The following is a 12,058-nucleotide window of genomic DNA, read 5'->3' as shown; positions in this document are numbered from 1 at the left end:
CCGTGCGCGGCGCCCTTTCCCTTGATGACATTTGACACATCCATGGGATGGGGTCTTGGCATGCGCTCTGCGATCATGCTGGATGACTGATGCCCGGCCGGGCAAGGGGCGTGGCCCCGAGCGGCGCGGGCGTGCACAACACACGAGAGCGGCATGAACGCAAATCGCCGAAGCAGGGTGGTGGCCAGCCACGGTTTGACCGAGGCAGATGCCTCCGCGCTGCAGATCTTCCTGAATTTTTCCCAGCACAGCACGCGCGACGCCTGGTCGCTCGGCACGCTGGGCGAGGCCGACCTGCTGCTGCAACCGCTGGGCGAGCCGCTGCCGGTGCTGGCCATGCCGGTCACCATCGTCTGGGTGGGCGAAATGCAGGCCGGCATGCCGGCTGGCAGCCGCTACGCGCTCGCGCGCCCTTTGCAACTCGACCAGGTGCTGGCGCTGCTGCTGCACGTGGAGCGGCGTGAAGAAGCGGAAGCCCGGGAGAGCGGGGAACTTCAGGCCGGCCTGGCGGCGGCTTCCCAGCCGGTGCCGGCGGAGCCGCCGCGCGAGGCCTCGCTGGAGGAGACCGCGCCTTTGCCGCGCCTGGCGCCTGCAGGCGAATCGAGCGATGCCGCGCTGATCTTCCGGCTGAACCGCTGGCCCAGCGCTGCCAGCCTGACCAGCCACCGCTACCTGCCGCGCCTGGCCAGCCTGCTGACCACGCGCAGCCTCAGCGTGTTCGAGCTGTCCCGCCTGAGCAACGTGGCCGAGGACGAGTGCTCGGCCTTCCTGGAAGACATGGCCTCCGAAGGCATTCTGGACACGCAGTTTCCTTCGGAAGTGCCCTCCGAATTGCCCTCGGGTTTCGATGCCGAAGCCCCCACGCGGCCCACCAGCGCAGCGGGCAGCTCCGGGCTGGTGAACCAGCTGCGCTCGATGCTGCGCTTGGGCTGAATCCTGCCGCCCGGGTGGGCGGCAGGCGCCTCACTTTGCCGCGACCTTGCGCGGCGCTGCGTTCTTCACGTACTGGTCAAACCAGCTGACCATCTCGGCGATCAGCTGCTCGTTCGACTCCATCGCCGCGTACCAGTGCGGCTCGTGCGGCAGCATCACCAGCCGGGCCGTGCCGCCGTTGCCGCGCAAAGCCTCGTACAGCTTGCTGGCCTGCAGCGGCGTGGTGCCGGGGTTGGCATCGTCCGCGCCGTGCACGATCAGCACCGGGGTCTTGAGCTTGTCGGCATAGAAGAACGGCGAGACCTTGGTGTAGACCTCCGGTGCGTCCCACACCGAGCGGCGTTCGCTCTGGAAGCCGAAAGGCGTCAGCGTCTTGTTGTACGAGCCGCTGGTCGCCACGCCCGCGCGGAACAGGTCCGAGTGCGCCAGCAGGTTGACCGTCATCAGCGCGCCGTGGCTGTGGCCGGTCACGCCCACGCGTTCCGGGTCCGCCACGCCAAGGCGGACGGCTTCGTCGACCGCGGCCTTGGCATCGGCCACCAACTGGTCCATGTAGCTGTCATAGGCGCGCTTGGGGTCGCCGACGATGGGGAAGGCCGCGTTGTCGATGATGGCGTAGCCGGCCAGCAGCAGCAGCCGGTACTGGCGCAGCCGCGTGAAGGTGGCTTGCGAGCCGGTGACCTGGCCGGCCTTGGCCGGGTCGGCATAGTCCAGCGGGTAGGCGTAGAGGATGGTCGGCACGCGCGTGCCTTCCACGTAGCCCGGCGGCGTGTACAGCGTGAACGACAGGTCCAGCCCGTCGGCGCGCTTGTACTTCACCAGCCGCTTCTGGATCGCCCGCACCTCGGGCGTCGGGTCCGGCAGGTGGGTGACGGCGGCGGCGCTGGTGGCGAACTTCGCTTCACCCGTGGCAGCATCCACCGGCGCGCCCAGCGTGCGCAGCAAGGCGTTGGGCGGGCTGGCCGGCGTCTGGTGCCAGGTCAGGAAGTGCTGGTTGTCCGGGCCGGTGAAGGCCAGGAAGCGCTCGAAGGCGGTCTTGTCGCTGCGGAACAGGCGCTGGCTCTGCAGCGTGTTCAGGTCCAGCCTGTCCAGGAAGGGCCGGTCGCCGTCGGGCGACGCGCCCAGGCCGGACAGGAAGATCGCGTCGCCGTCCTGGCGCATCACCAGCGCGCCACTGGCCAGCCGGCGGAACACCGGGCGGCCGGGGTTGGCGTATTTTTCGTCGCTGGAGAGGTCCCAGACGACCTTGGCTGCTGGCGCGGCTTGGTCGAAGTCGACCATCAGCCCGCGGCGCCAGTGGCGGTTCTCGTCGAATTCGTCGATCACCGCGGTGCCGGCGCGTTCGCCCCACAGCACGCCCACGTAGCGCTGCGCCAGCCGAACGACCTCGGTGGGCGCGGCGGTGAACGGTGCCTTCAGCAGCATCACCTTGTCGCGCTGCGGCGCGTCGACCTTCCAGTCGCCGCCGTCCAGCGCCTCGGCCCAGACCAGCGTCGCCGGCTCGGTCTGGCGCCACGAGAACTCGCGCGGGCCGACTGGCACGCCGGCCACCGGCACCCGGTCGGTCAGCGGAATGGAAGCAATCTTCGCGACGCTGACCTTGGCCGGGTTGCCGATGTCCCAGACCTCGACCTCGCGCGGGAAGCGCTCATGGGTCGTGACGTACGAGTACGGCTTGTGGATGCGCGTGACCAGCACATGCCGACCGTCCGGCGCAGCGTCCAGCGATTCGTGGTTGGCCGGCTTACCGACCGGCACGACGCTGCCGCTGGCGGTGTTGACCAGCGTGACCTGCGAGCTGGCGTAGTGATCGAACAGGTCCTCGTCGTGCGGGCTGTTCAGCGTGTCGCGGTTTTCGTAGGTGCTGCTTTCACCCTGCGCGCCGGTGGTCTGCTGGATGCTGGGGCCGCTTGGGACGATGGGCTCGGGCGGTGGTGCGCCGAGGCCCGCGGGCACGGTCAGCACCAGCAGCGTCTTCTGGTCCGGCAGCCATTGCAGGCCGTTGTCCAGCATCGGGTTCAGGCGCACGCCGGGCATGCGGCGCAACGCGCCGGTGGCGGCGTTGCCAACCCACAGTTCCACAGCGTCACGCGTGGTGTTGGCAAACGCGAAGCGCTGGCCGTCGGCGGCCCACACCGGCTCACCCGGGCAGGCGCCGGCCGGCAGCGCCAGCGGCGTGCTCGCGCCATCGGGCAGGCGCACCAGCTGGAGGGACTGCGCGCAGGGCGCGATGCCGTAGCCGCCGGGCGTGTCGTGCTTGCTGTGGTTGGCGATCTCGACCCGCGCGCCGGCCAGCTTCAGGAAGGGCGTGGCCACGCGCGACATCGCCGGGTAGTCGGTCCACGAGACCAGCAGCATGGCCTGGCGCGTCGGGCTGACAAACGGCACCGGCGGCGACGGGGCGTGCAGCACGTCCAGGATGTTCTTCGGCGGCTGGCTGTAGCCGGATGGCGTGGCAGGCGATGAGGGCGCGGCCAGCGTGGCTGGCAGCACGGCCACGCTCAGCGTGGCCGCCAGGAGACGGGCAAGCGAAACAGACACGGACACAAGCTCCTTGTGGGATGCGGATGAAAAAGTGGCCGCGTCGGTTGAACGCGGCCACAGGGATTTTGGGGGCTGGCGCTCAGGCCGGCTGCTCTTCGATCACGTAGCTGGCGCCATCGAACTGCGCCAGCGTCTCGACCAGGAAGGGCATCACTTCCTTCAGCTGCGCGTGCAGCGTCCAGGGTGGGTTGATGATGAACATGCCCGAGCCTGTCAGGCCGAAGCCGCGCTCGCCGGGTTGGCTCACCGTCAGCCGCACGTGCAGCCAGCCCTTGGGCGACAGCGCCATCAGCCGCTTGGGCAGCTGGGCCGATTCGACCCGGCTGACCTGCGGGTACCAGACCATGTAGACGCCTTCGGCAAAGCGCACCACCGCTTCGCGCAGCGCCGCGACGACCTTGCCGTAGTCGCCCACCAGCTCGTAGGACGGATCCATCAGCACCAGCCCGCGGCGCGGATTCGGCGGCACCTGGCCCTTGAGGCCGGCAAAACCGTCCTCGTTGAAGATCTGCACATGCTTGTTGCCGCCGAAGTGGGCGGCCAGCGTGCGCGCGTCGGTCGGGTGCAGCTCGAACATGCGCATCTGGTCGGTGCGGCGCAGCAGCTGGCGGGCGATGGAGGGCGAGCCGGGGTAGAGCGCCAGCGGCGGCGTCATGCCTTTTTCCAGCACCGGCTGCACGCCGTCTTCGCCCGGCTGCAGGTTGAATTCCTGCACCAGCCGCACGTAGTCGGCCACCAGCGGCGGCAGGTCGGGCCGGCTCCACAGGCGGTTGATGCCTTCGCGGTACTCCGCTGTCTTCTGCGCCTGCTGGCCCTTGAGCAGGTAGCCGCCGGCGCCGGCGTGGGTGTCGACATAGCGGTAAGGCTTGTCCTTTTCCGCCATGTAGCGCAACACCTGGACCAGCACCAGGTGCTTTAGCACATCGGCGTGGTTGCCTGCATGGAAGGCGTGTCGATAGGCCAGCATCTCGGGGGTCTTTCTGTCAGGTCAACACCGGACTGTACCGGGCGGACTAGGCTGGAAGGATGAGCAATCTTTTCTCCCCCCTCCAAGTCGGCCAGATCGCACTGGAAAACCGTGTCGTGATGGCGCCGCTGACCCGCAACCGCGCCAGCGCCGGCCGTGTGCCCAACGACCTGATGGTCGAGTATTACCGCCAGCGCGCCAACCCGGCCACCGGCATGGGCCTGATCGTCACCGAGGCCAGCCAGATCAGCCCGATGGGCCAGGGTTACCTCGACACGCCGGGCATCTACAGCCCCGAGCAGGTGACGGGCTGGAAGAAGGTGACCGATGCGGTGCATGCCGAGGGCGGCAAGATCGTGATCCAGCTCTGGCACGTGGGCCGCATCTCGCACAGCTCGCTGCTGCCCGAAGGCGCGCAGCCGGTCTCGTCCACCGCGAAGCCTGCCAACACCAAGACCTACATTGCCGAAGGCTTCGCGCCGGTGTCCGCACCGCGCGCGCTGACGCTGCCCGAGATTGCCACCACCATCGAGGACTACCGCAAGGCCGCGCGCAACGCGATCGAGGCCGGCTTCGATGGCGTCGAGATCCACGCCGCCAACGGCTACCTGCTGGAGCAGTTCCTGCGCGACAGCTGCAACGACCGCACGGACGAATACGGCGGCCCGATCGAGAACCGCGCCAAGCTGCTGCTGCAGGTCGCCAAGGCCATCACCGACGAGATTGGCGGCGGCCGCACCGGCATTCGCCTGTCGCCCATCACGCCGGCCAACGACATCGGCCAGGACAGCAATGCCCAGGCGCTGTACGAGTACGTGGTGAAGGGCCTGGCCCCGCTGGGCCTGGCCTTCGTGCACGTGGTCGAAGGGGCGACCGGCGGCCCGCGCGACCTCAGCGACCAGGGCATCACCTTCGACTTCCCCGCGCTGAAGAAACTCTTCCCTGGCGCCTGGATGGTCAACAACGGCTACGACCGCGCGATGGCGATGGATGCCATCGAAACCGGCAAGGCCGACCTGGTCGCCTTCGGCAAGCCGGCGATTGCCAACCCGGACCTGAAGCTGCGCCTCGAAAAGAACGCCGAACTGGCCGTGCCGGACATGAAGCGCCTGTATGGCGGCAGCGGGCCCGAGGGCTACACGGACTATCCGAGCCTGGGCTGAGCTTCCGTGGCGCTGGCAAACGCCACGCGATTGCGCCCTTGCTGCTTGGCGCGGTAGAGGGCCTGGTCGGCCAGGTCGATCAAAGGCTTGAGTTCGGCAGCGCCCTCTGCCTGCGTGCTGTCGACCGCGCCCATGCTGCAGGTGACGGTCAGCGGCGTGCCGTCCTCCAGCGCGAATGGGTGTTGCGCCACCAGGCGGCACAGGTGCTCGACGCGCTGCCGGCCGGCCGAGGTGGCGCAGGACAGGCCGGGCAGCACCAGCAGGAACTCTTCGCCGCCGTAGCGGCCGAGGGCGTCGTACTCGCGAATGTCGGCCTGCAGGCAGCCCACGACGGCTTGCAGCACGGCATCGCCCGCAGGGTGGCCATGGCGATCGTTCACGCGTTTGAAGTGGTCGATGTCAAGCAGCACCAGCATCACCGGCGGCTCGCTTCGCCTGGCCCTGGCCAGTTCCCGCTCGGCCGTGGCCATGATGGCCCGCCGGTTCAGCGCGCCGGTCAGGCCGTCGGTGAGTGCCAGTTGGCGCATCTGTTCATGGGAGGCCTCCAGCGCCTGCGTTCGTTCGTGCACCAGCCGCTTCAGCTCGGTCTGCCGGTGCATCAGGCGACCCACGCGCCATCGGTGCGCCGCCATGACCAGGCAGGCGATCAAAGCGGCATAGCCCAGGCGAGCCCACTGGCTGCGCCACCAGGGTGGCAGGATCTGAAATGAAAAGCTGACCGTGGCCGAGCGTTGGCCCAGGTCCAGGTTTTCTGCCCAGGCCTCGAAGCTGTAGTCGCCTTCGGGCAGGGCGGCAAAGCCCACTTCCTGGTTCGAGGTGACCGTCCACTCGTCGCTTTGACCGCGCAGCCGGTACCAGACGCGCAAGCCTTCCCGGTTGGCAAAGACGGGCACCCGCCAGTGGATCGCCAGAGGCTGCTCGGACCAGTTCGCCTGCCAGGGCAAGGCAGGGTCTGGCGTTTCCTGGGCGCGGCGGATGCTGGCGATGTCAAGCGCCAGATTGGCCTGTCCCAGCAGCTGCTCGGGTTGCGAAATCCTGCTCGCACCCTGGCTGGTGCCCACCCAGATGTCACCGTCCTCGTCTTCATAGAGTGCGTTCTGGTTGCAATCGCCCCAGACCAGCCCTTCGGAGGGATCGAAGCGGCGCCAGCGTTCGCCGTCGGTGACCAGCAAGCCCCCATCGCTCGCCACCCACAGCCAGCCACGGCGATCCTCCAGCAAGCTCTGGATGTTGCGCCTGCCCAGCGCCTGGGCCCGCACGCGCTCGGCATGCCAGCCGCCTGCGGCATCTGGCGCCATGCGCCACAGGCCGCCGTCACGGGTTGCGAAGTACACGCGCTGGTGCTTTCCGCAGGCCAGGGGCCAGACGGCCGTGGTGGCGCTGGGCAAGCCCTGCACCCGGGGCCTTGTGAAGCCTTGGCCGGGCAGTTGCAGCAACAGGCCTGCGCTGGTCGCCAGCCAGAGGCGACCCGCATCGTCCTGGCACATGTTCAAAATGGCGGCATCTCTGCCCGTTGCTGAGCGTTCAGCCTCGATCCGCCGGGCCACCGCCTGGCCTGTGCCATCTGGCCGGATGTCGTACAGGCCGCCATCGGTGGCCGCCCACAGCGTGCCATCCGGGCGGGGCAGCAACTGGTAGATCACCGGCAGGCCGGCCACCGCGCGGCGCCATCGGCCGCTGCGTTCGTCGCGCCGCAGCACCTCGCCCTGGAAGGTCGCCATCCAGAGCTGGTGCTGCGCGTCTTCCACCACACTGCCAACCTGGTGGGCGGTCCCGGCGGTCGGGTGCACCTGCAGAGGGGCCGTGGTCCCTGCGCCCCCCGAGGTCTGTGCAACGCCTGAGCCCGTGCCCAACCAGAAGCGGCCGCGGCTGTCGCGCATGAAGCGCCAGACTTCCGGGTCCGGCAGGCCCTGGCCCATCGTCCAGTTGGACCAGTGGTCGTAGCCTGACCAGCGCGCCAGGCCGCGCCCGGCCGTGCCGAGCCAGACCTCACGGTCGCGGTCGACCAGGATGGCGTGCACGCCGCCGGCGGCTTCGAGGCCGTTGCTGCGGCCAAAGCGCTGCCAGCGGCTGCCATCCCAGCGCAGCAGGCCGCCGTCCTCCAAGGTCAGGATGCGGCCAAGGCCGTCTTCCGCCATCGGCATTTGCGGATGCAGGGTGCCCGGGCGCAGTTCTGCGGGGGTGCGGGCTTCGAACTGCTGCCCACCCGCCGGCAGCTGCATCACGCGCTCAGGAGCGCGTGCCCAGATGCTGCCGTCGCGCGCCTGCAGCAGGCTGCGCCAGAGCGTCTGCGGCAGGCCTTGTTTCTCTGTCCATTGCGCCAGCCGGCCTTGCTGCCATCGGCACAAGGCCTTGCCACACCCCATCCACAAGCTGTCTTCGCGGTCCACCAGGATGGATTGCAGCACCAGGCTGGTCAGCTTGGCTTGGGCCTCTGGCGGCAGAGCGGGCACGGCTTGAAGGCTCGCGGGCGTCCAGGTGGCTGCTGCGCTGGCGGCCGGTACAGCCGGCACTCGCTTGAGCTGCCCCTTGGAGAGCACCAGCAGGTCGCCTGCGGTGGTGAGCGCCAGCGTCTGCCCGAGGGCGACTGGCAACGGCCGGCCCGCCTGGTCCGTGACCTGGGTGAAACCTCCGTCCCGCCGGAGCCACAGGGCCTCCGTGGTGCCCACCCAGAGCCCGCCCTGGGTTGCCGGCATGAGGGCGGTGATCTGCCGGTCCGCCAGCGGAAGTGCTTCAGGATCGGCGCGTGCAATGCGCGAGCCGTCGTGCAGGTACAGGCCGTTCTCGGTGCCGATCCAGAGCCGGCCCTTGTCGTCTTGTGCCAGGGCGGTGACGACGAGATTGTCCAGGCCGGACGCCGACTGCATGTACTGCAGCGGCAAGGCCTGCGCCATGGCTGCTGGCCCTGCCATCGCCGCCAGACAGCTGGCGAGCGCTGCGCACAGGCACCGCCACGCCAGCGGCCAGCGGGTCAGTGCGCTCAACCATTGCAGACTGTGGCCGGGCCTGCTGCCCTTCACGGAAGATCGTGTCATTCCAGGTGCAGCGTAGCGCGGCGCATCAGCGCAACAAACGCGAAGAAGCGGGCCTGCGACCCGCCATTCGCACGGGCGTCGGGCATTGGCGGAGCGGCAGCGGGTCAGCGGGCCATCTTGGCGCGGAACCACTCGGACAGACTGAGCTCGCGCGCGCCCGGCACCAGCGTGATCTCGTCGCCCGCCTGCACCTCGCCCGGTACCAGCACCGCGAGGTAGCTGCCGCAGTAGCCGGACTGCACCATCAGCTTCGAGGCCTGGTTGAAGCCCATCGCGGCATTGAACTTGAAGCAGGGTTGGCGGGGTTCGCTGACGACCAGCGTGGCGCCACTGGGCAGGATCAGGCGGTCGCCAACCCACAATTCGCGTTCGGTGACGCCTTGCAGCGTGAGGTTCTCGCCGACGAGGCCGGGCGGCACGTCTTCGTCCCAGGCGCCGGCGCGAGCCTGCGCGCGCACGGTGCGCCAGAACGGCAGGTGTTCGCTGGGGTAGGCGTAGACGGCCTTTTGAATGCCGCCGTGCACCGTGGGGTCCGCCTGCTCGTCGCCTTCCAGGCCCAGCGGATGGATCATCACCGGGGCGCTGCAAGGGCGCTTGCCAATGGCGGTCATGACCTCGCGGCCGTTGATCTGCACGCGCTGGGCGCGGGCAACGTTGACGCTGAGGATTTTCATGCCCGGCATTTTCGCCGGTGATGGCGAGCGGGGCCAGCGCCGGGCCGCCCCAAGCGGCCCCGCCTACCCGCTTGCCGGGTGACCCCGCGTACTCGCGGGGGCGGGTGCCGATTTACCTGCGGTGGATCTTGATGGTCTGGACCTTGGGCGTGCCGCCGTCACCACAGTTGCTGCAGCCGCCGTCACCACCGCCGCAGCCGCCGGCCTGCCGCGCCGCCTTCTGCAGCCAGGCCTGGTTAGGCGCCAAGGGCAGCAGCTTGCGCGCCAGGCCCTGTCGCAGCGCTGCCGGCATCAGCGTCCACAGCGCATAGGCCAGGCTGCCGGCCACCAGTGAAAGGACGATCAGGTTCTGCATCAGCATGGCGTCAGCCTCCCAGCCAAAGGGTCACGTGATAGGTCACGAAGGCGGCCGCGTAGGCCAGCGCGAAGAGGTAGGTCGCCATCCAGAACGGATAGCGCCAGCTGTTGGTCTCGCGCCGCACGGCGGCCAGCGTGGAAATGCACTGCGGCGCGAAGATGAACCAGGCCAGCAGCGCGTAGGCGGTGGCCAGTGACCAGCCTTGCGCGATCACCGGCGCCAGGCTTTCTGCGACCTGATCGTCTGCCGCGGACAGCGAATACACCGTGCCCAGCGCGCCGACCACGACCTCGCGCGCGGCCATGCCCGGCACCAGCGCGATCGAGATCTGCCAGTTGAAGCCGATGGGCGCGAAGACGTGTTCCAGCAGCTTGCCGAGCTGGCCGGCGAAGCTGTACTGGATGGGCGCGCCGGTGGCGCCGTCCGGTGCAGCCGGGTAGCTGGAGAGGAACCACAGCAGCACCGTCAGCGAGAAGATGATGGTGCCGACGCGGCGCATGAAGATGCTGGCGCGTTCCCACAGGCCCATTGCCAGGCTGCGCAGGCTGGGCACGCGGTAGGGCGGCAGTTCCAGCATCAGCGGCTGGTAGCGGCTCTTGTGCCAGACGCGCTTGAAGACCCAGGCCACCGCGCAGGCGGACAGCACGCCGGCCAGGTAGAGCGCAAACAGCGTCAAGCCGCGCAGGTTGAATGGGCCGACGGCGCGGTCCGGCACGAAGGCGCCGATCAGCAGCGCGTAGACCGGCAGCCGCGCCGAGCAGGTCATCAGCGGCGCGACCATGATGGTGGCCAGCCGGTCGCGCCAGTTGGCGATGGTGCGGGTGGCCATCACGCCCGGAATGGCGCAGGCGAAGCTGGACAGCAGCGGAATGAAAGCGCGGCCCGACAGGCCGACCTTGCCCATCAGCTTGTCCAGCAGGAAGGCCGCGCGCGGCAGGTAGCCCGAGTCTTCCAGGATCAGGATGAAAAAGAACAGGATCAGGATCTGCGGCAGGAAGACGATCACGCCACCGACGCCGGCGATCACGCCGTCCACCAGCAGGCTGCGCAGCGGGCCGTCGGGCATGTGCACGCTGGTCCATTCGCCCAGCCCGGCCATGCTGTCCTTGATCAGGTCCATCGGCCAGTTGGCCCAGGAGAAGACGGCCTGGAAGATGATGAACAGCAGCGCGGCGAGGATGACCGGGCCGACCCACGGGTGCATCACCAGCGCGTCCAAGCGGGCGTCCAGCCGCGGCTTGCGCATCGGTTGCGGCGCGGCCAGTGCCAGGATGCGGGTCACCTCGCGCTGCAGCGCGATGACTTCGGCCAGGCCGACCGCCGGCCGCGCGGCGTGGCCGTGTTCGGTGACGGCGGCCGGGGTGGCCGGCAGGCGGCCGATGGCCTCGCCGAGTTGCTGCAGCAGGCCGTTGTGGCCGTCGTTTTTCACCGCCACGGTTTCGACCACCGGGCAGCCAAGTTCAGCCGCGAGGATCTTGCTGTCGATCGCCAGGCCGCGGGCCCGCGCCACGTCGGCCATGTTCAGCGCCACGACCATCGGCCGGCCCAGCCCGCGCAGTTCCAGCACCAGGCGCAGGTTCATGCGCAGGTTGGTCGCGTCGACCACCGCGACGATCAGGTCCGGCACGTCTTCGCCGGCGCGCCGGCCTTCGATGACCTCCAGCGTGACCTGCTCGTCCAGCGTCACCGGCCGCAGGCTGTAGACGCCCGGCAGGTCGATCACCGAAACCGTGCGCCCGCTGGCCAGCCGGGCCGTGCCGACCTTGCGCTCGACCGTCACGACGGCGTAGTTGGCGACCTTCTGGCGCGCCCCGGTCAGCAGGTTGAACAGCGCGGTCTTGCCGCAGTTCGGGTTGCCGACCAGCGCGACGCTGGGAGCGCGGCCGCCCAATTCATCCATCGTCGCTGCGGTGCCGGCGCTCATTTCGCCGCTCCGTCCAGCGCCACCTCGATGCAGACCGCTTCGGCCAGCCGCAGCGCGAACAGCGCGTCGCCCACCATCACCGCCAGCGGCTCCCGGCCGCCCGGCCCGCGCTGCACCACCTGCACCGGCTCGCCCGGCAGGAAGCCCAGTTCGGCCAGGCGCTGCAGCGCGGCTTCATCGAGGTCGGCGCTGCGCGTTTGCAGCTGCGCCACGTGCGCCAGCGCACCGGTGGGGAGTTCGGACAACAGCATGAAGCGGACGAAAGGGAAAATTGGCTGAGAACGTGCCGGTGCGACCGGCACGGCCATTGGCATACAAATGAGAGTATGTCTCATTTGCATCCTGCTGTGGCGCCTGCGTGTTTTGGTCGGTCTTTGCCGTTCCAGGCCCCCTTGGCGGATTCAGGCATCGGTCCATGCCGGATTTGCATGATGGCGCGACGAGGCTTGGTGCTCGAATT

General features: G+C 69.1%; 9 protein-coding genes. 2 read left to right on the top strand and 7 right to left on the bottom strand.

The genetic code is table 11. The annotated features are described in order from the left end of the window. The first annotated feature begins 153 nt into the window (after window positions 1–153). Entirely contained in the window at window positions 154–933 is a 780-nt protein-coding gene (locus ACAH41_RS26570; RefSeq protein ID WP_325649525.1) for a hypothetical protein, read from the top strand. A 30-nt stretch (window positions 934–963) separates the two neighbouring features. Here the strand turns inward: ACAH41_RS26570 and ACAH41_RS26565 are convergent, their stop codons facing one another. Both ACAH41_RS26565 and ACAH41_RS26560 read right to left on the bottom strand, forming a co-directional pair. Next, the gene (locus ACAH41_RS26565) at window positions 964–3,474 is read right to left on the bottom strand and encodes a prolyl oligopeptidase family serine peptidase (protein WP_325649526.1); all 2,511 of its coding nucleotides are present in this window, start codon (window positions 3,472–3,474) and stop codon (window positions 964–966) included. A gap of 82 nt (window positions 3,475–3,556) precedes the next feature. After that, window positions 3,557–4,444: a 23S rRNA (adenine(2030)-N(6))-methyltransferase RlmJ gene (locus tag ACAH41_RS26560; RefSeq protein WP_325649528.1), complete on the bottom strand. Its 888-nt coding sequence runs from the start codon at window positions 4,442–4,444 to the stop codon at window positions 3,557–3,559. A 59-nt stretch (window positions 4,445–4,503) separates the two neighbouring features. Here ACAH41_RS26560 and ACAH41_RS26555 point away from each other — a divergent pair, with 59 nt between their 5' ends. Then, complete coding sequence (locus tag ACAH41_RS26555; RefSeq protein ID WP_325649530.1) at window positions 4,504–5,607, top strand: alkene reductase; 1,104 nt, start codon at window positions 4,504–4,506, stop codon at window positions 5,605–5,607. On the opposite strand, the gene ACAH41_RS26550 is transcribed toward ACAH41_RS26555, so the two are convergent. The 5 genes from ACAH41_RS26550 to ACAH41_RS26530 all read right to left on the bottom strand — a co-directional run bounded on the left by ACAH41_RS26550 (window position 5,589) and on the right by ACAH41_RS26530 (window position 11,849). Next, window positions 5,589–8,501, bottom strand: coding sequence for a diguanylate cyclase (locus ACAH41_RS26550; RefSeq protein ID WP_370538670.1), 2,913 nt, complete (start codon window positions 8,499–8,501; stop codon window positions 5,589–5,591). The genes ACAH41_RS26555 and ACAH41_RS26550 overlap by 19 nt on opposite strands. Window positions 8,502–8,746: 245 nt before the next feature. Next, window positions 8,747–9,316: an MOSC domain-containing protein gene (locus ACAH41_RS26545; protein ID WP_325649535.1), complete on the bottom strand. Its 570-nt coding sequence runs from the start codon at window positions 9,314–9,316 to the stop codon at window positions 8,747–8,749. A 112-nt stretch (window positions 9,317–9,428) separates the two neighbouring features. Further along, window positions 9,429–9,677, bottom strand: coding sequence for a hypothetical protein (locus ACAH41_RS26540; RefSeq protein WP_325649536.1), 249 nt, complete (start codon window positions 9,675–9,677; stop codon window positions 9,429–9,431). Window positions 9,678–9,681: 4 nt separating this feature from the next. Beyond that, complete coding sequence (locus ACAH41_RS26535; protein WP_370538669.1) at window positions 9,682–11,598, bottom strand: ferrous iron transporter B; 1,917 nt, start codon at window positions 11,596–11,598, stop codon at window positions 9,682–9,684. Further along, window positions 11,595–11,849: a FeoA family protein gene (locus ACAH41_RS26530; RefSeq protein WP_325649540.1), complete on the bottom strand. Its 255-nt coding sequence runs from the start codon at window positions 11,847–11,849 to the stop codon at window positions 11,595–11,597. The genes ACAH41_RS26535 and ACAH41_RS26530 overlap by 4 nt, the downstream gene beginning before the upstream one ends. Window positions 11,850–12,058 lie beyond the last annotated feature (209 nt).

It is taken from the genome of Ideonella sp. (assembly GCF_041287625.1).
Lineage (GTDB): Bacteria > Pseudomonadota > Gammaproteobacteria > Burkholderiales > Burkholderiaceae_C > Ideonella.
This window is presented reverse-complemented; position numbering and strand designations above follow the sequence as displayed.